Annotated in this window: 22 protein-coding genes; 15 read left to right on the forward strand and 7 right to left on the reverse strand. The window is 43.5% G+C overall.

What is annotated here, in order from left to right:
• Positions 1–8: 8 nt before the first annotated feature.
• Positions 9–170, reverse strand: coding sequence for a hypothetical protein (locus AC0YOD_RS17710; protein ID WP_475800646.1), 162 nt, complete (start codon positions 168–170; stop codon positions 9–11).
• Positions 171–359: 189 nt separating this feature from the next.
• On the opposite strand from AC0YOD_RS17710, the gene AC0YOD_RS17715 reads away from it, so the two are divergent.
• From AC0YOD_RS17715 to AC0YOD_RS17735, 5 genes are all read left to right on the forward strand, one after another.
• Positions 360–629 carry a hypothetical protein gene (locus AC0YOD_RS17715; protein WP_475800647.1) on the forward strand — a complete coding sequence of 90 codons (270 nt, stop codon included), beginning with the start codon at positions 360–362 and terminating at the stop codon, positions 627–629.
• Between the two features lie 139 nt (positions 630–768).
• Entirely contained in the window at positions 769–2,946 is a 2,178-nt protein-coding gene (locus AC0YOD_RS17720) for a transglycosylase domain-containing protein (protein WP_475800648.1), read from the forward strand.
• 264 nt (positions 2,947–3,210) lie between these two features.
• A complete protein-coding gene (locus tag AC0YOD_RS17725; RefSeq protein ID WP_475800649.1) occupies positions 3,211–3,507 on the forward strand; it encodes an antibiotic biosynthesis monooxygenase family protein in 297 nt (98 codons plus the stop codon).
• A 40-nt stretch (positions 3,508–3,547) separates the two neighbouring features.
• Positions 3,548–3,958 (forward strand): hypothetical protein, encoded by a 411-nt coding sequence (locus AC0YOD_RS17730; protein ID WP_475800650.1) that lies wholly within the window; start codon positions 3,548–3,550, stop codon positions 3,956–3,958.
• 20 nt (positions 3,959–3,978) lie between these two features.
• The gene (locus tag AC0YOD_RS17735) at positions 3,979–4,761 is read left to right on the forward strand and encodes an SDR family NAD(P)-dependent oxidoreductase (protein WP_475800651.1); all 783 of its coding nucleotides are present in this window, start codon (positions 3,979–3,981) and stop codon (positions 4,759–4,761) included.
• 91 nt (positions 4,762–4,852) lie between these two features.
• On the opposite strand, the gene AC0YOD_RS17740 is transcribed toward AC0YOD_RS17735, so the two are convergent.
• Entirely contained in the window at positions 4,853–5,101 is a 249-nt protein-coding gene (locus AC0YOD_RS17740; protein ID WP_475800652.1) for a type B 50S ribosomal protein L31, read from the reverse strand.
• A 225-nt stretch (positions 5,102–5,326) separates the two neighbouring features.
• Between AC0YOD_RS17740 and fur the strand changes: the two genes are divergently transcribed.
• Positions 5,327–5,806, forward strand: a complete 480-nt coding sequence (gene fur, locus AC0YOD_RS17745; RefSeq protein WP_475800653.1) for a ferric iron uptake transcriptional regulator — start codon at positions 5,327–5,329, stop codon at positions 5,804–5,806.
• Between the two features lie 171 nt (positions 5,807–5,977).
• Complete coding sequence (locus AC0YOD_RS17750; RefSeq protein WP_475800654.1) at positions 5,978–8,425, forward strand: bifunctional diguanylate cyclase/phosphodiesterase; 2,448 nt, start codon at positions 5,978–5,980, stop codon at positions 8,423–8,425.
• 79 nt (positions 8,426–8,504) lie between these two features.
• Here the strand turns inward: AC0YOD_RS17750 and AC0YOD_RS17755 are convergent, their stop codons facing one another.
• Positions 8,505–9,311, reverse strand: a complete 807-nt coding sequence (locus AC0YOD_RS17755) for a Cof-type HAD-IIB family hydrolase (RefSeq protein ID WP_475800655.1) — start codon at positions 9,309–9,311, stop codon at positions 8,505–8,507.
• Between the two features lie 181 nt (positions 9,312–9,492).
• Between AC0YOD_RS17755 and AC0YOD_RS17760 the strand changes: the two genes are divergently transcribed.
• The 4 genes from AC0YOD_RS17760 to AC0YOD_RS17775 all read left to right on the forward strand — a co-directional run bounded on the left by AC0YOD_RS17760 (position 9,493) and on the right by AC0YOD_RS17775 (position 11,805).
• Positions 9,493–10,917 carry a S41 family peptidase gene (locus tag AC0YOD_RS17760; RefSeq protein ID WP_475800656.1) on the forward strand — a complete coding sequence of 475 codons (1,425 nt, stop codon included), beginning with the start codon at positions 9,493–9,495 and terminating at the stop codon, positions 10,915–10,917.
• Positions 10,918–10,945: 28 nt separating this feature from the next.
• Complete coding sequence (locus tag AC0YOD_RS17765) at positions 10,946–11,074, forward strand: hypothetical protein (RefSeq protein WP_475800657.1); 129 nt, start codon at positions 10,946–10,948, stop codon at positions 11,072–11,074.
• Positions 11,049–11,207, forward strand: a complete 159-nt coding sequence (locus AC0YOD_RS17770; protein ID WP_475800658.1) for a DUF1450 domain-containing protein — start codon at positions 11,049–11,051, stop codon at positions 11,205–11,207. Before AC0YOD_RS17765 ends, AC0YOD_RS17770 begins: the two co-directional genes overlap by 26 nt.
• A gap of 94 nt (positions 11,208–11,301) precedes the next feature.
• The gene (locus tag AC0YOD_RS17775) at positions 11,302–11,805 is read left to right on the forward strand and encodes a ferritin (protein ID WP_475800659.1); all 504 of its coding nucleotides are present in this window, start codon (positions 11,302–11,304) and stop codon (positions 11,803–11,805) included.
• A 91-nt stretch (positions 11,806–11,896) separates the two neighbouring features.
• Here the strand turns inward: AC0YOD_RS17775 and AC0YOD_RS17780 are convergent, their stop codons facing one another.
• The gene (locus AC0YOD_RS17780) at positions 11,897–12,904 is read right to left on the reverse strand and encodes an HD domain-containing phosphohydrolase (RefSeq protein ID WP_475800660.1); all 1,008 of its coding nucleotides are present in this window, start codon (positions 12,902–12,904) and stop codon (positions 11,897–11,899) included.
• Positions 12,905–12,920: 16 nt separating this feature from the next.
• A complete protein-coding gene (locus AC0YOD_RS17785; RefSeq protein WP_475800661.1) occupies positions 12,921–15,158 on the reverse strand; it encodes a UvrD-helicase domain-containing protein in 2,238 nt (745 codons plus the stop codon).
• A 66-nt stretch (positions 15,159–15,224) separates the two neighbouring features.
• Between AC0YOD_RS17785 and AC0YOD_RS17790 the strand changes: the two genes are divergently transcribed.
• From AC0YOD_RS17790 to AC0YOD_RS17800, 3 genes are all read left to right on the forward strand, one after another.
• On the forward strand, positions 15,225–15,785 hold the full coding sequence (locus tag AC0YOD_RS17790) for a GNAT family N-acetyltransferase (RefSeq protein ID WP_475800662.1): 561 nt from the start codon (positions 15,225–15,227) through the stop codon (positions 15,783–15,785).
• A gap of 119 nt (positions 15,786–15,904) precedes the next feature.
• The gene (locus AC0YOD_RS17795) at positions 15,905–17,218 is read left to right on the forward strand and encodes an MFS transporter (protein ID WP_475800663.1); all 1,314 of its coding nucleotides are present in this window, start codon (positions 15,905–15,907) and stop codon (positions 17,216–17,218) included.
• On the forward strand, positions 17,202–19,175 hold the full coding sequence (locus AC0YOD_RS17800) for an ArnT family glycosyltransferase (protein WP_475800664.1): 1,974 nt from the start codon (positions 17,202–17,204) through the stop codon (positions 19,173–19,175). Before AC0YOD_RS17795 ends, AC0YOD_RS17800 begins: the two co-directional genes overlap by 17 nt.
• A gap of 41 nt (positions 19,176–19,216) precedes the next feature.
• Here AC0YOD_RS17800 and AC0YOD_RS17805 read toward each other — a convergent pair whose 3' ends face one another.
• Positions 19,217–19,552 carry a DUF1904 family protein gene (locus tag AC0YOD_RS17805; protein WP_475800665.1) on the reverse strand — a complete coding sequence of 112 codons (336 nt, stop codon included), beginning with the start codon at positions 19,550–19,552 and terminating at the stop codon, positions 19,217–19,219.
• Positions 19,553–19,619: 67 nt separating this feature from the next.
• The gene (locus AC0YOD_RS17810; protein ID WP_475800666.1) at positions 19,620–20,570 is read right to left on the reverse strand and encodes an RluA family pseudouridine synthase; all 951 of its coding nucleotides are present in this window, start codon (positions 20,568–20,570) and stop codon (positions 19,620–19,622) included.
• Between the two features lie 187 nt (positions 20,571–20,757).
• Between AC0YOD_RS17810 and AC0YOD_RS17815 the strand changes: the two genes are divergently transcribed.
• Positions 20,758–22,302, forward strand: a complete 1,545-nt coding sequence (locus AC0YOD_RS17815) for a stalk domain-containing protein (protein WP_475800667.1) — start codon at positions 20,758–20,760, stop codon at positions 22,300–22,302.
• Positions 22,303–22,304 lie beyond the last annotated feature (2 nt).

Below are 22,304 nucleotides of genomic sequence, written 5' to 3' on the forward strand. Positions count from 1 at the left end.
CCTTCCTATTAGAACATAGGGAATACATATCGAACTAGAAAGTATAGAGCGCCAAAGAAGATGACGATATAGGCTGCATATTTAATGAATGTCGATGCAACTAAGCTGGAATCTGACTTTTTCTCCACATGACGTTCTTCAATTTCTACGTTTCGCTGTTGCGTATTCATATGAACCACTCCCTTAGTTAAGATTTGTCTATACTTACCCCAGCGGGACAGCGATGAATCATTAGTTGCCAATTAGCCGTTCTACAATCGCTGCTCCTGCATATACTGTTTAACGAAGCCCTATTTTTGCAGGACTGCTTTTTTTTTTGTTTGCAAAACAACAGGATAGGGCAGCAGGAGGATATTAGCTTGAAAAATGCTTGGAAACCAACACGAACGATTGTGGAGCTTCGTTATGCGGGCAAGGATATTTTGCATGAGATTGAAATGACCATTGCAGAGCTGGAGATTTATTTAGAAGCAAATCCAGAGGATGAAATTGCACAAGCACAATATGGACAGTTTGTGAGTAAACGAGAGAATATGACCGCTATGATGGCGGATTGTCGTTCTAAGCTCCCTCATCCCAAATTAAAGCATGACCCCATAAATTCATTAAGCGCTCGCTTTCAAAATTAATGCTGTGGTCTAGCGTTTGTTAGAACTACGTATCGAGTAACTAAAAATGAATGCCGATGAACAGGCTGCTGTTCATTGGCATTTTTTTGTACATGGGCATCTGTGGCCCAAACGTACCTAAAACAGTCCTCCATTACGAATGAGTATAACAGTAGAGACACATGATTATGGGGGACAGGCTATGCCAACGAGCAAGAAAACCAAAAGGGACAAAACGGGACTTAAGCATATTTTAATAATAGCGGCAGCATTAGTTGTACTCATTATTCTAGTAGGCTGGCTGACTTTTCGATTACTGGTAAATGCTCAGGATGTCGGTCAGCTTGATGAACCGCTGCCTGCGGCAACGATTTTGTATGATATGAAAGGCCAGGAGGCGACTTCATTAGCCTTTAATAAGATTGAAGAAATTGACTATAAAGATATTCCTAAGGGTATGATTGATGCGGTTGTCGCAGTGGAGGATAAACGATATTTCGAGCATAACGGGATGGATATGCGTGCGATTGGACGTGCTTTTTGGACTAATCTAACAGCAGGAGGCACTGTTCAGGGCGGCAGTACCATTACGCAGCAGCTTGCCAAAAATGTTTTTTTATCGCAAGAGCGAACATGGTCGCGTAAATGGGATGAAGTGCTTTTAGCCAAAAAAATTGAAGAAACCTACAATAAGGAAGAGATAATGACCTTGTATCTGAATCAGATGTATTTCGGTGAAGGAGCATGGGGAATCAAGAGAGCGGCGAATACGTATTTTGGGAAAGAAGCAAATCAGCTAACGATAGCTGAATCAGCTTTGCTGGCAGGTCTCCTCAAGGCACCGTCCTCGCTAACTCCCTATAAGCATTTAGACAAAGCCAAGGAACGCAGAGATATTGTTCTTGCATTGATGAGAGACCAAGCGTGGATTTCTAAAGAAGAATACGAAGCAAGTGTCAGTGAGCCTATTCATTTGCTGGAAGCCAAGCCTAATCGTGTTGACGATATTTTGTTCCCTTATTACGTGGATCAAATCATACGCGAAGCCATGACGACATATGGGCTATCTGAAAATGAAGTGCTTCAAGGCGGGCTGCGTATTTATACAGAATTAGATACGGAAATGCAAAAGACAGCGGAGCAAGTCTATGCGAAGGACGATTTGTTTCCAAACAGCGCGGAGGACCAACTCATTCAAAGCGGAGCAGTCTTAGTAGATCCGCGCAATGGAGGGCTTCGTGCGCTAGTAGGGGGCAGAGGCGATCAGCCTTTTCGCGGCTTTAATCGAGCTGTGCAGCTAAAACGCCAGCCAGGCTCGACGATGAAGCCGATTGCGGTATATACGCCTGCGCTGGAGCAAGGCTATAAGCCATCAGATAAACTTGTGGATGAGCCTATTAACCTAAATGGCTATGAGCCTCATAATGCGGACGGAGCATACCATGGTAAAGTGACATTATATGAGGCTCTCATCCATTCCTATAATATTCCTGCGGTTAAGCTGCTTAATGAGATTGGAATAGATAAAGGTATGGATGCAGCCGAACGCTTTGGGATCCCGTTAACAGCTGGCGATCGCAACCTTGGTTTAGCGCTCGGGGGATTGGAAGAGGGAACTTCTCCGCTTGCGATGGCGGAAGCCTTTAGTGTATTCGCAAATGATGGGACACGAATGACAGCACATGCGATTTCACGTATTGAAACGGCAGATGGATTAGTATTGGCCCAGTTTCAAGATAATTCGGGGGTGCGGGTCACAGAGCCTGAAACCGCTCGAATGATGACAGCAATGCTGGAGGGTGTTACGAGTAAAGGTACGGGAGTCGCCGCGTCGCTAGAAGGGCGTCCGGTTGCAGGAAAATCAGGCACAACTGAAATGTCTGGAACAAAGGGATACGGGGCTAAGGATAACTGGTTTGTCGGTTATACCCCTCAGCTAGTTGGAGCGGTTTGGCTCGGTTATGACAAGAGCGACAGTTCCCATTACTTAAGAACAAGCTCCAAAGCCGCAGCTTCTGTATTCCAAGTTCTGATGGAGGGCGCTCTAGTTAATGAACCAGTAATAGGTTTTCCTAAAGCGTTAGGCAAGCTGCCAGCCTTGGAGAGCAAGAAGGATAAAGATAAAGATAAAGATAAGGATAGCTCTGTCTCTGACGATCATCAAGAAGAGAATAAGGATATCAAATCAAAAATAGAACAGGAAATAAAAGATAGAAAAGAAAGAATGAAAAAAGCGAAGGAAGAACGAGAAGAGAGGAAAAAAGCAGAGAAGGAAGAAAGGAAAAAGGCAAAGGAAGAGCGGGACAAGAAAAAGGATAGAAACGACAACAATGATTAATGAGCATGTAAGCTAATAAGAACATATGGGATACTCCTTATCGGTTGCTAACCTAAGGGAGTATCCTTTTTTGGTTAAAAAGGGAATTTGATCCCCTTCATCGAATAGGGATAGGATAGAAAACTCGTTAGAATAGCAGGAGTAAGAGCACTCTTCTCGTTAAGATTATTTAAAAGGAATGGCAATTTAGACATATAATGCGATGGAATTTTTCGATTTATTCCTATATGCTAGGCTTAGACTGTAGAACAGGGAGATGCTGATGTGATTCTCGAAGCGGCGATTTTACAGGTGAAGAATGGATTGACTAATGATTTTGAAGATAACTTTAAGAAAGCCTCGCTTATTATTTCGAAGATGAAGGGTTATATAAACCACGAATTGCAGAAATGTATGGAAGAGCAGGGCAAATATATTTTACTAGTGAGATGGGAAACGCTCGAAGATCATACAGTTGGCTTTAGAGGGTCAGCGGAATACTTGGAATGGAAAAGCTTGCTTCACCATTTTTATGATCCGTTTCCTACGGTTGAGCATTATACGAATGTTGATCTGAGTTAACCGGAATCGCATATTTTCTATACGAAATTTGACATAGAGGGTGAACGGCATTCTAGACTACATAAAGCTGCATCTTTCCTTCGATGGCGCAGGCCAAGAGGTCGAGGTATTGGATGTATTACAGGTGAAAGAGGACGTGTATGAAATCGCGGAAACACCTGTTTTTACGGAGAAGGTAACTTTCGGGGATATCATAAGAGTTCGAAGCGAAAAAGATGTTTTCATTTATATTGAAACGATAGAAAAATCTAAATTCACAAGATACAACTGGCTGCTCAGCAAGCAGGTCATTCATTCCCTTGAACTGAAAATACTAAAAAATAAAATCAAGGAATGGCAGGGCAAGGCTGAACAGGTTTTTGGCGGTATATTCATTGTTAATCTGCCCTCAGATTCGGAAATAGATATTAACAACGAGGTCCAAAAGGTTATTAAAACGGTTCAAAAATAGATTTTATGGAGGCGAGAAGGATGGAACTTGGCTTGAACGGAAAGGTTGCCATTATTACAGGCGGAAGCAAGGGAATTGGACTGGCTACGGCTTTATTATTAGCAGCGGAGGGAGCAGATGTAGCTATCGTCGCTAGAGATGAGGAATCTCTAAAGCTTGCAGTTGAACAAATTAAGGAGCAGACGGGAAAAGATGCTCTAGCCATCAGTGCGGATGTATCGGTGCCGGAGAATGCCCGCAGAGCGGTAACGGAAACGGTTGAAAGATTTGGTGCTGTAAATATTCTTATTAACAATGCCGGTACGGCGGCAGCAAAGCCGTTTGAGGAAGTGGATTCTGATGCATGGACGGGAGATCTTGATTTGAAGCTGTTAGGCGCTGTTCATTTCTCACGCGCTGCGCTGCCTTATATGCGTCATGCAGGCGGAGGCGCAATTGTGAATGTAACGGCGATAGGCGGAAAAACACCATCTGCCTCTTCACTTCCAACCTCGGTCAGCCGTGCAGCAGGTCTTGCGCTTACCAAAGCGATGAGCAAGGATCTTGCTTCGCAGCAAATTCGCGTGAATGCAGTATGTATCGGTTTGATTCGCAGCGCACAGATTGAACGGATGTGGCAGGCGAGGGCACCTCATTTAACTTGGGATGAGTTTGCGGCTGATCCTAAGCATGGCATTCCGCTTGGACGAATAGGACGTGCTCAGGAAGCGGCTAACGTTATCGCATTTCTTGTGTCTGATGGGGCATCCTTCGTAACAGGTACATCTGTGAATATAGATGGAGGTATTTCTACCGTATTATAACGATTTGCGCATAGAATGAAAAAAAAGGAGCTTCAGGCTGTAATCCATAAGGGATGGTTAACGGCTAGAAGCTCCTTACATCATTTTATGCTTATTTCATTTGTTGAACACGCTGGTTGAAGCGATCCACGCGTCCGCCTTTATCGGAAATGCGTTGTTTGCCTGTATAGAAAGGATGCGAGGCAGAGCTCGTATCTACACGGATGACGGGATAGCTGTTTCCGTCTCCCCATTCCATTTTTTCATTCGAGGATTTCGTTGAACCGCTCAGAAATTTATATCCGCTTGTTACATCAAAAAATAAAACCTGATGGTAAACGGGATGTATGGATTCTCTCATTGCACTCACCTGACCTTTATGCGTAATGTTTACGAACAAGATAAGTGTAACATATATAATAATGATTATCAATATCAAAGAGCGGGTCATCCGTATATGAAAATATGGCATTTGCTTAATCCGCAAAAATATACTACCATTAGATTATAATAATTCTAAAAGTAAGCCTTTACATATATGGAATAAATTATATGGGGCTTTTTTTAATAAGAGGAGGTATCCGGTATGATGAACATCACGTCGGAAATGGATAGAATAAATCGACACCTGATGGCTAATGGATACAAACTAACGAATCAGCGTGAGATCATCCTGCGCGTGCTGCTTGAAAATGAAGTGGACCATTTAAGCGCTGAGGGAGTCTATATGCTTGTAAAACAAAAGTTTAATGATATTGGTCTTGCTACCGTATATCGTACGCTGGAGCTGCTAGCCGAGCTTCATGTGGTTGAGAAAATGAATTTTGGTGATGGTGTAGCCCGGTATGACTTGCGAGACGAGGATCATGCACATATGCATCATCATTTAATATGCAGTGAATGCGGCTCTCTCAAGGAAATTAAAGAGGATTGGCTGTTTGATCTGGAACAACGCTTAGAGCGGGAATATGGTTTTATTGTTTCGGATCATCGCTTGGACTTTACCGGCACTTACAAGAACTGCGGAAACGCAAACTGCAAGAAAGAACGCAAAGCTGTTTCTTGAGTGTACTGCTGGCATCATATGAGAGAAGAGCCTCCCTGTATCTATGGGGAGGCTCTTCTTCACTCTCTGAAAAGAAAGATTCCAATATTTCTGAAAATTTTTAGAAGTATATTGTATAATAGCTGAGTGACCCCCGTTGTCATTCATAATACATAGAAATGAGAGATCATGATGGAGCATGTTCACGGATCATATGATAGTTTACTAGTCGTTTTTTCATATATTATTGCATCGGCAGCATCGTACACAGCATTTGATTTGGCTGGAAGGGTAGCCTCATCCACAGGGAAATCCCGAATAACTTGGCTGTTATTTGGAGCGGCATCGCTTGGTATGGGCATTTGGTCGATGCACTTTGTCGGGATGCTTGCATTCAAGCTGCCTTTCACGATTGAATATGATCTTATTGTCGTTCTAATCTCTGTACTTGCAGCTGTAGCTGCAGCATTTATTACGCTGCATGTAGTGGGAAGAAATCAGCTAACGAGGACAAGATTATTTGTGGGTGCTCTGCTCCTTGCTACGGGCATTTCGGTCATGCATTATGTCGGAATGGCAGCCATGCTGATCGAAGTTACTTATAATCCGGGTATATTTCTACTATCTATCCTCATTGCGCTCGTCGCATCTATTGCCGCGCTGTGGCTCTCCTTTTACTTCCGTAAAAGCGATGATCGAGAGAAATATTGGAAGAAAATTGGAAGCGGAATTATTATGGGAGCAGCCATAGCGGGTATGCACTATACGGGAATGGCAGCAGTTACCTTTCACAGCAGTAATAAATCGGCGCTTTTTTATGGCGTTATTATGGATCAACAGTGGCTTGCTTATTTTTTGGCAACTGGAATCTTAATTACGCTTAGCTTATCACTGGCAAGTGTTTATGTTTCAAAGCGGTTCGCGGGCAAAGAGTCGGAAATGAAGCAAAACGAGAAATGGTACAAGTCATTATTTGATAATAATCAGGATGGCATTCTATCTGTTGATTTGCATTTTCGTGTTATCAGCTTCAACTCTGTTGCTTTAGAATTAACCGGGTTCAACAGCAATCAGCTGCTGAATCAGCAGATTGGCATACTGGATTCTATAATCGCTAGCGAGGATCTTGAAAGCGTGCAGGGGATATTTCAAAGATCCTATTCTGGGGAAACTTTGAGACATGAAACGGCTATTCTTCGTCATGATGGCGTGCGATTTGATTTGAGTGTAACGAATGCGCCTGTCATTTTGAATAGTGAAGTCGTAGGCAGCTACATTATGTTCAAGGATATTACAGAAGAGAAGAAAGCGAAGGAGAAGATTAATCATCTAGCCTTCCATGACGAGCTTACAGGATTGCCTAATCGTCGTTTATTCAACCAGTCCATCGCTGAGGTTATTCAAGAAAGTAAGGATGGAAGCACATTTGCAGTCATGGTACTGGATATTGATCGTTTCAAAATGATCAATGATTCCCTTGGTCATACATATGGCGATCATTTTCTACAACTGGTAAGCAGTCGAATAAATGATGTTATTGATGGACAAAAGGTCATGCTTGCCCGAATGGGAGGCGATGAATTCACCTTGCTTTGCCGTGATTATGAGAACGAAGAGCAGGTTAAGGAATTGGCTCAAAGGATTATACTGGCCGTGCAAACACCCTATCGACTGATGGACCATGATTATTATGTATCCGGCAGCATTGGCGTTGCATTATTTCCGAGTCATGGACAAGATGCGAGTCAATTACTGAAAAATGCGGACACCGCTATGTATGAAGTGAAGAGAAAAGGGAAAAATGGATTTCAATTTTTCTCAACGGAGATGGATAAGCAATTGCTGGATAAGATTGCATTAGAGGCTGATCTTAGAAAAGCAATTGAAAGAGGCGAGCTTTTGCTGCATTATCAGCCGCAAATCCGTACAGAGGATAAAGTCATGATCGGAATTGAGGCACTGGTGCGCTGGAATCATCCTGTGAAAGGGCTGCTGTCGCCTGGTATTTTTATTCCAATTGCAGAGGAGACAGGAATGATTAATGAGCTAGGGGATTGGGTGCTGCGAACTGCGTGCACACAAATGCGAGAGTGGCATAATGAAGGCGGCCCACTTATTCCGATCTCAGTAAATTTATCCTCACAGCAATTCCATCAGCCGCAGCTTGCCGAAATTATTAAAAAGATGCTGGAAGAGATCGGTCTTGAACCGCAATATTTGGAGCTTGAAATAACAGAGAGCATGATGATGGATGCGACGGTGTCCTCCGGTATTTTGAATCAATTAAATAAATACGGTATTCGCATTAGCCTGGATGATTTTGGTACCGGTTATAGCTCGCTTAGTTATTTGAAAATGTTCCCCATTCATAAACTTAAGATTGATCGCTCCTTCATTAAGGAAATTACGGAAAACGACAATGATCGAGCTATTGTAGCTACCATTATTTCAATGGCGCATCATTTGAAGATGGAGGTTATTGCTGAAGGTATCGAGACGAAGGATCAGCTGGATATTTTGACGGATAAGTCCTGCAGCAAAATTCAAGGCTATTATTTCAGTAAGCCGCTTCCGGCAAACGAAGTGGAGGAAGCATTTTTTGTTCCAGGTCGAACAGGTGCAACAGTTGGTTCCATCTAAAAATGGAATAGCTATATGAAGAGAAGAAGAGACCAACCCATCGCAAATGCGACGGGCTGGTCTCTTCTTTCGAAGGGAATTATTTAATAACTGAATGTAGTACGAATTTCTCAATAACATGGCGTACGCCATCTTCGTTATTTGATAACGTGATGTAATCTGCAATGTCCTTCAATGATTGAACGGCGTTGCCCATCGCTACACCAAGACCTGCAGCCTTAATCATTTCATTATCATTCCATGCATCCCCAATGGCTATCGTTTGCTCCATCGTACAGCCGATATGCTCAGCCATGAAACGGAGGGCATGTCCTTTGGTGCCTTCCTTGTGCATGAATTCCAAGTAGTGTGCTTTAGACTTTGTGATATGGACGCGATCTCCGATCAATGGCTTGAGTTCCTCAGCAATGGCATCAAGCTTAGCTGGATCGTCAATAATGAGCATTTTGTTCATTGGGTATTCGATTAATTTGTTAAAATCAGGCGCGATTTTGTAAGGAATATTTGTGAGCTTGGAATAAGCTTTGATTTTGTCATTATCGACCGTTCCGTAAAGCTCATCATCGACATAAAGCTGCAAATGCAGACCGTTTGCTTCAGCGTAGGCATGAAGCTCTTTGGCCGCGTCGGTAGGGACATTTCTCTCATACAGAACCTGCTCGTCCAGCAGAGTTTTGACGAGTGCTCCTTGATAAGTAATAATAGGAACATTGAGTTCTATCTGTTTGGCAATCTTTTTTGCGGAAGCAAACATGCGGCCTGTGGCGAGTGTAACCATCACGCCTTGAGCAATCGCAGCCTCCAATGCACGTTTTGTGCTTTCCGTTACTGTTATATCATCCGTTAACAAAGTGTCATCAACATCAATTGCGATTAGTTTATACATACTAGCGGTAAAGCCCCTCTCTAGGTCTATAAATTTATGATTAGGTTGATTGTAGCTAAAATGAATGACACATACAAGACTAGGCTAATGCTTACGAAGTAAGTTTTGCATCACAAAACTTGGACTATGCTTACGAAGTAAGTTTTACTTCGTAAAACTTTTTAGGAGATGAAGAGAAGAAATGAACTATTTTACATCAGCGGCTGCGAAACAACGATTTCTGACTCTCTGTGTGCTTGGCGCAGTTTTATTGACGGCTGCTGGCTTCGCACTGGGAATACTTTGGACAGGCAATCGATATCCTATGCTTAAGGAACCAACCTTTAAGCAGTTTACTGTGTCTTATAACAAAATTATGAATGATTATTTGAATGGGGCGGAGCCGAAAAAATTAATTAACGGTGCTGTCGAGGGGATGGTTGCATCCCTTGATGATCCTTATTCACGATACCTCGTAGAGGAGAAGGGCAATGCCTATACGCAATCGTATGAGGGCCAGATTTATGGAATCGGCGCTGAAATGAGAGAAGAGGAAGGCCAATTCGTCATTAGCGGGCTTACTAAAGGCGCGCCTGCCGAACGAGGCGGGATTCTGCCGGGTGACATTATTCTTTCGGTTAATGATGTGAAGCTGACTGGAAAAACGCTTGAGGAGTTGCTGAGCCTTGTTAGAGGCGAAGAGGGAACGACTCTATCCTTGCAAATTCAGCGTCCTAATCAGACGGAGCTGATTTCATTGTCTTTGAAGCGGGAGGCTATTCCTATCCACACCGTTACTTCCGAGCTGCTGGAAGACGGAATTGGACATGTGACGATTAGTCGATTTGGAGAGAAAACAGCAGATGAGTTTATCGCTGCGCTAGCAGAGCTGCAAGCGAAGGAGCCGCTAAAGGGCTTGCTCTTGGATATGCGTTCCAATCCGGGCGGATTGCTGCAGCCAACCATCAAGATCGCTGATATATTAATACCAAAAAATAAAGTGATTTTGAATGTCGTATACAAAAATGAACGTCAAACCATTACCTATAAATCTAATCAGGCTGAGGAATGGACGATTCCGATTGCAGTTCTGGTGAACGGACAATCAGCAAGCGCCAGCGAGGTTCTGACTGCTGCTTTAAAAGAATCTGCGGGTGCCGTTGTTATCGGTCAGAAAACGTATGGCAAAGGTGTCGTGCAAGCGTTCAATCAATACAAGGACGGCTCCGTACTAAGCTTAACGGAAGCACAATGGAAGACGCCAGGCGGCACTTGGATTAACAAAGCAGGCGTAACGCCGGATTTTGCAGTCGAGCTTCCTTCCTACACGAAGCTCAGTCCTCTAGCCATTGGTTCAGATATGAAATTGGGCAGCTACGGTGACGATGTTAAGACGCTGCAGCAAATGCTTACTGTGCTAGGCTACGGACCTACTGGGAAAGAAGGCATGTTTGATACGCAAACCGTGGAAGCCTTAAAATCATTCCAGTCGGCAGAGAAGTTGGAAACGACAGGCAGCTTTAACGATAAGACGGGCTATCAACTGCTCAATCGACTTCGTGAGAAGCTTGGACGAGAGGATAGTCAGCTAATTAAGGGGCTGGATGTACTAAAAAATCGCAGTTGACAACGAGGGTGATAATCATTATCATTTAGTGGAGAGTAAATACTTCGTTGCGCTGCGGGGTGAGTCGGATCAAGAAGATCAAATATTGCAGGAAAAACTTGAAAAATGGATTGAAGCCGATCTACAAAGCAATGAAGGACCGTTATCCGGACATTAAGCAAAAGAAAAGTGATTGTCTCGGAAATTGCAAGACATGCAGATTGGAATGCTTCGTCGTCATCAAGTCAGAGGCGGTAAGCGCGCCGTCGGCAGAGAAGCTTTTCAAGCGACTAAAAAAAATGATTGGTTAATTAAAATATGGTTAAATTAACAAGGACGGCATTTGCCGTTCTTTATTTTTATGTTAGAATGAGTATAAACTAGGAAAGCTGAGGTGCACTAGCTATGAATGATGGATTAACAGAAGCGTTAAATGAACAGATGAATTTCGAGTTTTATTCTGCGCATGTGTATCTTGCCATGGCGGCATATTGTTCCGGTGAGAATCTAGACGGTTTTGCAAACTTTTTCATTGTGCAAGCAGATGAAGAACGTTTCCATGCAATGAAAATTTATAAATTCTTAAACGATCGCGGCGGTCGCGCAACGGTTACGGCTTTGGGAGAACCCAAAAACGAATATGCTTCCATTCTTGATACATTCGAGCATGGCTATGCCCATGAGCAACAAAATACGAAACGTTTCTATCATTTGTCTGATCTTGCGATGAATGATCGCGAGCATGCAACGATCAACTTCTTGAAATGGTTTATTGAAGAGCAGGTTGAAGAGGAAGCATTGTTCGACAGCATTATTCATAAGCTAAAACGAATTGATAAAGACAGCAATGCTTTCTACATGCTTGATGCGGAGTTCGCAACACGCTCATTTACAGCACCAGCGCTTTAAGAAGGATTATGCACTATTAACACATAATGAATAGACCGTTCATAAAGTAGAGTCTTCTACCCTATGAACGGTCTTATTTTTTTGCAAGCAGCTAGATAGATATAGATGATTCCTCATGAATCAAGCCAATAAAAGAATCAACCAGCGCAGGGTCAAAATGCTGGCCTCTTTGCTCTTCAATATACTGAATGGCGCGCGAAGCTGGCCATTTTTCCTTATAAGGTCTAGCACTGGTTAGCGCATCGAATACATCAACGACACTAACGATTCTTGCTTCTATAGGAATCTCTTCCCCTTCAAGCTGATGAGGGTAACCGGAACCGTCCCATTTTTCATGATGAGATAAAATAATGTTTTTCCCCGTTTCGAGCTCATGGGTAAATAGATCATCATTGAATTCGCTGTATATTTTTTCGATGATATCTACACCGATTTGAGTATGCATCTCAACAATTTGCCTTTCATAATAAGTGAGCGGACCGGGCTTATAGAGGATACCTTCAGGAATTCCGGACTTTCCAATATCATGCAATATGCTGGAATTGGCAATTTGTTGAACCTTCTCAACGGGCCAGCCCAGCTGCAAGCGTTCGTTATGATAGCTGGTTAATCGCTCTGTTAAGTCACGTACTCGAACAAGATGCTGTTCAATGCTAGGGTCGCGAATTTCACATGAAATAGCGAGTACCTTCAGCATGGAGCTTTGAATATATCCGATTCTTTCCTCAGGTAAATAAAAGCCGCTCTTTAGCTTCTCCAGCTCACGAAATACACCAATATAAAAAACTTCTCCCTCTATTGGGAAAGGAGTTATCGTAATGGAGGAATGCCATAAACTGCTGTCCTTACGACGATTCGTAAATACACCTAACCAAGGCAGATTATCCTTCAATGCTTTTTTCATTTGATCATACGTGTTTTTCGGTGTATAGGATGTTCGTAAAATGCCAGCTTTTTTCCCTGATATTTCCTTCAAGACATAGCCTGTAATTTTCTCGTAAGCCGAGTTGACGGCTAGAATTTGATGCTGATCATTCGTGATAATAACGGCATCTGCAAGCTTTAAGAAGAGTGTAAGCTGTTCATTTAATGGCTTCATGCTGATAGTGACTCCCCTATTTACTTATCTGTTTTGGTAGTATTTTTGTTCCTTGCTCCATGGGTGAATGACATAAGGGGCAAGGACGAGAGAGAGTTTGAGAATCCTCGTACGTAATAATTCGCTGCCAGACCTGGCAGGAATCGCTTGTGCAAAGCCACGCGAGCGCGGCTTCCGAATCGGGATCAGCCTCTTGCTCACTCATAAAGGCTGATCGAATAAAGCGCGATAATTCTGCGGGTTTTCCTCGGTACAAAGCAGGAGAGCTAATGTAAAGCTCGTCTTGTGCTCTTGTAACGGCTACATAAGCAAGCCGTCTTTCTTCTTCCAATGCTTCTGCAAGTGCATTATCGCCTGTTTGTATGGAGCTGCGATCACTATGCTTGTCTGCAGACAGCGCTGAGCTGTGCGGAAGTATGCCTTCGGAAGCGCCGATTACAAATACGATGGGGAATTCAAGTCCTTTCGATTTGTGTATCGACATCAATGATATCGCGCTTCGATTATGCTCATGCTTCTGTTGCTGCTTCACGGAAGCATGCTTTTCAGAGATATCATCAATATAGGCAATAAAAGCTTCAATGGTCTCATAGCTTCTTGCCGCAGTCTCGAACTCATCGAGTACTTCTTTTAAGCCCTCTTTATGTTCCGTCATTTCATGTCGTTTGCTTGTTTCAAGAAATTGATCATAAAAAGCTTGGCGAAGCTGAACAATAGCATCAGCGGGCTTGCAATCGATCAACGACTTAATGAGTTTGATTCGTTCCTTGACCTTCTCTTTCTGGAATTCCTTGAGCTGCGGATATTGGAGAAGATGGATAAGCGGCCATTTTTTTGCGCGAAGCTTGTCCTGATTCCATATGAATGCCATTGCTTGCTCTCGATTGACATAAAGCGATGGAAGCAGGATTTCCATGGCATCAAAATTCCGCCTATCTAAAACCAGCCGGAGATGAGCCAGCAAGGGTTTTATCGCCCATTGGTCATAGAAGAGCTGACCGTCACCGTAATCAATAAAGGGCAGCTGCTTGGTCAGCAGCAGCTCAACAAGTGCTCTACTGCTGCTTGCTGTACGAAAGAGTATGGCATAATCGCCAAATGCTCGTGTTCCTTTATCGGTTTGTGACAGGATCGTATCTGTAATCAGCTTGGCTTCATCTTCCGTTGTTTTTAACCGTGCATAGGATGGATGTACTCCCTTTGGCTTGACTGCAAGAAGTGTCTTTTTCTTGCGCAGCTTATTGTGCTGAATAATAGAGTTGCCAAGTCCGACAATGGTACTGGTGGATCGATAATTGACGTCAAGAATGATGGTTGCAGCACCGGGATATTGATGCTCAAAGTTCAGAATATAATCATTTTTTGCGCCGTTAAAGGAGTAGATGGTTTGGTCATCATCACCAACGACCATGAGATTGCGATGTCCGTCCGCCAGCATTTGCACGAGTACATATTGGACTTGATTCGTATCTTGAAATTCATCGATCATGATGTACTGGAAACGTCTTTGCAGTGTAGCGAGCAGTTCCCTGTCATCACGAAGAAGGCGGTAAGCCTCTAGGAGCAGATCGTCATAATCGAGCCTGTCGGTCTCTTTCTTCCATTGCTCATAGCGAGTGAAGAGCAGCTTAAGCTCTCTTTCCTCCGTTGTTTTCTCAGGTAATTCGCTAATGTTAATCATCTGGAGCTTGACCGCTGACAGTCTAGCCAATATAGTTTCTGGCTCATAGTCATTTTGCAGCATCAGCTCTCGCATGAGCCGCTTGAAGAAAATATGCTTTTGTCCTGTTTCCCCTAGAATAGTTTGTCTATAGCCGCTGCCGCGCAGCAGTTGAAGACAAAAGGAATGGAAGGTCCGCGCTTCAACGCCCTTTGCTGAATGAGCGTTCAAAACAGGCAAAGAACGGATGCGGCCGCGCATTTCGTCGGCTGCTTTCTTGGAGAAGGTCATCAACAATATATGTTGAGGCGAAACATCACGTACAGAGAGCAGGTAAGCCGTTCTGCATACGAGGACAGAGGTCTTGCCCGAGCCCGCCCCAGCCAGTGTCAGTGCTGCGCCTGCATGGTGGCGAACTGCCTCAATTTGAGGTCTGTTGAGTGAAATGCCGTACTGCTCTAGAGCGCGAAAAAAAGCGGCATCTTCTTCATTTGAACCAACGAGTTGACGGCTCGTTTGCGCCTCTGCTTTGGCAGCGAAGGGTACCTCGCTGTTTCGAATGCCTATCGGTAATGTATAATAGTTACTAGTCACATGATCACCTTCGAAAATAATATTCACTTATTATAACAGATCAAACAGAGGAAGAGGGATAACAGCATGATTGAACAAGCATTGAAAGAAGATGTCCACCAAGTATTGCCTCTGCTGCTTGCAGCTATTGGAGATATTGCCTACTCTTTAGCAGGAACGGAAGACGATACGGAAGTAAAGCAGATTTTATCTGATTTTTATACACGTGAGGATAACCGAATCAGCTATAAGCATGTGCTTGTTGATAGAAGAGAAGACGATATTGCAGGAATGCTGATCAGCTATTCCGGCGATGGCGCCGCGGAGCTGGATGCTCCTTTCCTGACGCGGAAAGGGCGGGAGTCAGGTCCTAGAGCGGATGAGGAAATCGCATTGGAGGCGATGGAGGGCGAGTTTTATTTGGATTCCGTCGCTGTGAATGAGAAATATCAGGGACAAGGCGTCGCAACGGCATTGATTGCTGCTTTTGAGGAGAGAGGCATTCAAGCTGGTCACAACAAGCTGTCTTTGATCGTGGAGCCTTACAATAAAAGGGCTCATGCTCTATATAGCAGACTAAACTATGTAGAGGACGGCTCCATTCTGGTCAGCGGTACGGAGTATATAAGAATGGTGAAGAATAGATAAGAAGAGACAGTCTGCAAGTATGATAAGTTAATTATGGAATAAAAAGGTATTCTACGGTAAGATGAAAGTTGTATGGGCGTCAACCATCCATTTTCATTGATACCGGGAGCGTGTTCATTATGGCCACTGCAAGCTTTAAGTCGAAATTAGCATACAGCTCAGGAAACTTATCCGTCAATTTAATTGCACAGGCGTTTGCTTCGTACATTATTTTTTATTACGTGGATGTTCTTGGTGTCAGACCCGGCTTAATAAGTGCCGCTATGGTCATTCACGGTATTGTAAATGCTGTGCTTAATCCGCTCTTTGGCCACCTATCCGATCGAACAAAGTCGCGATGGGGCAGACGTATTCCTTATATGATGTTTGGAATGGTTCCGCTGGCTGCGCTATTTACGCTAATCTGGTTTCCAGTTGGGACAGGCAATGCGTTGTTCTGGTACTTTCTGATGATTGTTCTGCTCTATGACGTGTTGTTTGTTATGGTCGTATTGAATTATTCTGCTCTCTTTCCTGAAATGTTCACGACGATAAAGGAACGGGCAAGCGTATCGTCTTGGAGACAAATGTTTGGCATTCTCGGTATGATAATCGGTGTTGCGCTGCCACCTCTCGTATATGGCGAGCTAGGTTGGGGACCAATGGGAGCTATCTTCGCCGGTATCGCGTTATTGTTCTTCATTATCATGATCGTCTCCAGCAAGGAGAAAATAGTCGTTCAGCGCGAGCAGATCAGCTTTCTGCAATCCTTGAAATTTACATTCTCGAATAAAGCATTTGTGCTATTTGTAATAGGCAGCTTCTTTGTGCAATTTACGTTTGCTGTTTTGCCAGCTGCGATCCCCTTTTTCACTAAATACGTGCTGCTGGCAGAAGAGGGCACCAATTCAATCTTGCTTGGAGCCATATTTATTGCAGCTATTCCTTGTGTTTATCTGTGGGGAAGACTCGTACAAAAGTGGGGACCGAGAAAAACCGTCATTGCGGCTGTTATGGTATATGCGGCAGCCATGCTGCCTTTCCTATTGGTATCAAATGTTACGGCAGCCGCTATAGCAGCAGCCGCTATAGGGATTGGTTTGGCTGGTCTGCTTGTCCTGCTGGACGTATTGTTATCTGAGATCATCGATGAGGATGAGAAAAGGACGAATGTGCGAAGGGAAGGCATGTATTTTGGAATGAACGGCTTCATTGTTAGATGGGGTGTTTCTCTTCAAGCGATTGTGCTTGGTACGATTTTAGAGGCTACTGGTTACGTGAAGGATGCGGTTCAATCGGAGGCTGCAGTATGGGGTATAAGGTCCATGCTTAGTTTTATTCCGTTCACCGCTCTGCTGATTGCTCTTCTTTTCTTTTTCCTATATCCTATTCGCCATACTCCTGCTCCTACTTCTAATAAAGCGGTGACTTCGCATAATGACAAAAGTATTTAAATGGTTGAAGCAGCATCGCTTGATTTTATTTTTGTTTCTGATAGGTACAGCGGTTAGAACCATTTACGCTGGTGCTATACCAGGTGGATTGAATCAAGATGAGGCTTCGATCGGATATGATGCCTATTCCATTCTTCATTACGGAATCGACCGTAACGGCATTTCATTGCCGATTCACCTCATTGCATGGGGAAGCGGTCAAAATGCACTTTATGCTTACTTATCGATGCCTTTTATTTATTTGTTTGGCTTAAATGTATTATCCGTTCGTGCTGCAAGTATTTTGGTTGGCCTCATAAGTATGTTTTTGTTCTATAAAATAGCAAACCAACTTTTCAAGAGGAAGCATGCAGTTGCGGCTGCAGCTTTCTTTATTGTGATATCCCCCTGGCATATTATGATGTCAAGATGGGCTCTTGAGTCTAATCTATTTCCTTCAATGGTGCTGCTCGCCGTTTATTTTTTGTTCAAAGCGCTGCAGCAGCCGAAGTGGCTGATCGGCTTTACCATTACGATCGCCGTGTCCTTTTATGCATACGGAACTGCTTATTTTTTTGTGCCCGTATTCGGTTTGGGGATCGTTATTTTGCTTCTTGCTAAGAAGGTGCTCCAGCTGCGAACGCTGCTTTGGAATGGCCTGTTATTGGTTGTTTTATCCTTGCCGATCGCATTATTTGTTTTTATCAATCGATTCGATACGGCGGAGATCAAGACGCTGCTTTTTACCATTCCTAAACTGACTGTACCGCGGGTAGAACAAGTATCAACGGCGTTTCAAGGGAATGCGTTCGATATGCTCATCCAGCACTTTAAGCAATTTTTACAATTGTTCATTACGCAAAATGATGGCTTGCCTTGGAATGCTATGCCTGTATATGGTTATATGTATCCTATAGCGTTGCCATTAATAGCAATTGGAATCTTGTATATGAGCAATCGGTTAGTGAAACAGGGGACAATCGAAAATGCCATTATTGGCCTTTGGTTTCTGACGGCTGTTTTGATGTCACTTATTACGGATGTGAACATTAATCGTATAAATATCATTTTTTATCCGACTATTTTTCTAGCAATTGCAGGTTTACTATGGTTGAGCGAAAAAGTGAAATATTCATTTGTAGTTATCGTTACGGCATTTACAATCTTTTTCGGATCATTTTGTGTGCAATATTTTACGGAATATCCGAGACAAATCAGCCCGCTTTTCTACGAATCCTTCGGAGAGGCGATACAATATGCTTCAACTCAAACCGATGAGCGAATTTATGTTACGGATAAAGTGATGATGCCCTATATTTATGTGCTTTTTTATGAGAAAACAGATCCGAGAGTGTTCCAGTCAACGGTTCAATACAGTAATCCGGGAGCTCCCTTCCAGTTTGTTCAATCCTTTGATAGGTATGTATTTGAAGAGCCTCGTTTGCGAGAAGAAGAGAATGCAGCCTATGTATTTAATAATAATAGTGAGGATATTCCTTCAGAAGAGACAGGTTATACGATTAAGCGCTTTAAGCACTATACCGTTGTAAGCGGAAAGGGCAAAGCAGTAGAGCCGGTTGTTCAGGAGGGATTTCATAATGGCGGCTTTGAAGAAGGAGAGCAAGCTTGGACTCTTGTTAACGGAACTGGAATAGGGATCAATCGGCCTTACAGCGGCTCTAATTTATTGTATTTGGATCCCGGTCAAGAGCGAACCGTATCTCAAATCTTTACTAACCAGCAAGCAGGGGAGTTTACTCTTTCAGCAATGGTCAGTACAGACGCTCCTGGTGGAAAAATAGGCGTTAGTATAAATGGTGTAATGATAGAGGAAGCGGCTATTGAAGCTCAGATGGACTATATACAAATCAAGCTGCCTCCCATCCATGTCAAAGAGAATGATGAGATAAATGTGTACATTATGGGAGGCTCCAGTTGGATTAATGTTGATGATGTGAAATGGGCTTCCAGCGAATAATAAGAAGTGCACGCTGATATCTAAAGTAAAATAATGATTATTTAGGATTCAACCGGCAACCCGTTAATATAATAGCTATCCTCTCGATAGGTATGAAATACGATCTCGATTTCAGAAATACCGAGCTTTTGAACATATGAGGTTATTAAGCGGGCGAAGCTGTCTCTTACCAGCTGACCTCGCTCAAACCAGCCAACTTCGATGAGGGCAAAGCTAGGTTCGTCTGGGGTTTCTCCAAATACACTCGTTGTATGCAGGCATGCCATCGTAAAATTATCGGTACCGCATTGACATAAGGCTGCCAGTTCCTCCGCAAGAGGTGCAGTTACAGCTCGAAGCTGCTCAGCTTGAACGCCTCGAAATAATAAATGGGGCATTGGGTCTATCTCCTTTCAAAATTAGAAGCATGCAATGCCTATGACGGCTTTGCATGCTTCTTGTATTTTAGGCTTGTTCATTCGGTGGGAATGGTTTGAGAAACAATTTCGGTATTTCTGTTTCAAAGCGAACGAGCTTGTTCGTAATGGGATGTGTAAAGGCCAGCACGCGAGCATGCAATCCAAGTCGGCCGATGATACGCGTTTTAGCGCCATACTTTTTGTCGCCGACAACCGGATGTCCGATATCTTCCATATGAACTCGAATTTGATTTTTTCGTCCCGTTTCGAGCTGGACCTCCAGAAGTGAGAAGGTTTTGCTTGTGCGCAGCACCTTGTAGTGGGTAACGGCATGCAGGCCGTCATTCTCATAGGAGCTAGAATACATTTTGAGCGTCTTGCTTTCCTTCAGCCAAGAGCTGATTGTACCTTTCTCTCTCTTGACGTTGCCTTCGACAAGAGCGACATAGATTCGTTCTTGTACGGTATCCTGCCAGGTGTTCTGGAGTTTCTGCTGGATTTCTTCGCTCTTAGCAAACATCATGACGCCGGATGTATCCCGATCCAAACGATGAACAATAAAAATTCTGTTTTTTGGATTTGCTATTCGTACATGAGCCATCAGCTGACGGTAAGCTGTTACCTCATTCTCCTGTCCAGAATCAGAGGAAACCGATAGTAGTCCCGCATCCTTCTTCACTACTATAATGTGCTCATCCTCAAATAGGATAGAGAGCCCTTCCAAAGGGGGTTTTTCCTGTGGGCGTTCCTTGCTGACGGTAACGGTGTTACCAGGCTGAAGCTGCAAGTTATACGCTGTCGTCGATTTTCCGTTGACGCTTACTTGTCCATGCGCCAAAATTGATTTTATTACGTTGCGTCCAGCGCCTGATATGTTTTTTATGAGAAAAGGCAGCAGCTCTATGGATTCCGTAACGGGATAGGACTTGGCCTTATCCCCTTGAGCTGGCTGTGCTTTCTGAATTTTTGTAGCTGGGCGCTTTCTCCCCCTGTTCATGTAAAAACCTCCTACATTTATTGCTCCTACTATAACACGACTTGCGGGTGTTGTTCTAATCTTGTATTTCGATAGGAGAATGATGTCTATGAAAGCTGATTTCATAGACAAATTACGAGAAGGAATGGTACGATATCATAGACCTGTATCATATGGGTGAAATGGAAGAGGTTGGGGGAAACGAATCGTGAAATCAAAATTATTCAAGTCATTGCTTAGCCCGGTGCTCGTAATGGGCTTGCTGCTTGCTCCGGTATCTGCTCTAAGCGGGCAATCCGTATCAGCAGCTAGTATAACTGCGAAAGCCACTGCTGTAAGTCAACAGATTCAAGTATTTATAGATGGCAAAAAGCTTTCACTCAGTGCATCTGCTTTTGCAGAAAAAGGCGTAACTTTCGTTCCAATGCGTGATATTTTCACATCCTTAGGCGCAAAGGTTACATGGGAGGCCAAAACCGGCACTATAATCGGCCGTAAGGGCAGCTTAACGATTTCCCTTAAGGTAGGCAAGAAGGAAGCTGTCATTAATGGCAAAACCGTAAAGCTGGATGCTCCAGCCGTCGTGCGTAATGGCGTTACTTTTGTACCGGTTCGCTTCATTTCAGAAGCTTTCCAAGCAACGGTGAAATGGGACAGCGCTGCGAATGCGGTTCGTATCTTATCATTGGAAGCGGCTGAGCGTGAAGAGTACGATAAATGGATTGAAGAACAGAAAAATATACCAAAGCTTTCAACTAGAGATTTAGTAGATAAATATGATGAGAGCGTCGTACTTATCATGACGAATGTGGGACAGGGCAGCGGGATTGTTATTGGCGATAATTTGATTCTTACCAATCACCACGTCATGGTTGATGCAACTTCTGCTACTGCGCTTACGATTTATGGAGATGAGATGAAAATAGCGGGAGTAGTCAATTTTAATGCGTCAACTGATATGGCTATCATTAAGACTGTAGACAAGATTGATCTTCAAACGGTAGAGCTTGGATATGGACTAAACTCCCAAAAGGGCGATAGGGTTGTAGCAATTGGAAGTCCGCTAGGGATGCAAAATACAGCTTCAGACGGCCTAATCAGTAATATTATATTTGAAGGAAGTGTCCGTTACATACAGACGAGTGCTCCCATTGATCATGGCAGCTCCGGCGGTGCGCTCTTTAATGAATATGGAGATCTTGTTGGCATTACAACATCAGGTTTGGACAGCAGTGCCAATTTGAACTTTGCGGTATCGGTTATGCATGCTGCTGTTTTGTATAAGGATATTACCGAAGAGAAGATAAAGACTGCGAAGTTCTTGCAATCGCGACTGCCCGATACACTAGTTGGTGCTCCTTTGTCTGATATTGAGAAGCTGCTGAAGGATCAATATTCCTCAGTGATGACTACAGATGATGAAGCGAAGTTCACAAAATGGGAAGCTAAGCGTGACTCGTCAGGCTGGCTCGTTCTTACAGCGGATATCGATCCTATATTTTATATGTATTATGGAACGTCATCAGCGAGCGAGTTGCGGTTATGGACCCTGAATTTAGGTTATGATCTGCATCGCATGCTGCCGAATGAGAAAATTCGAGTACTCATTTCTTATGAGCGTGATTATGGATTCGAGCCTCTCGACTTCGCTCCTGGTGAGGTAACGGCGCTGGGCGGAGACAAATGGCGCGTTCGTTATCCCGTCATTGATATGCAGCTCAAAGATCAGGTTCACATTAAACTAAGAACCTAAAA

The sequence above is a fragment of the Paenibacillus sp. J31P13 genome, assembly GCF_056269295.1.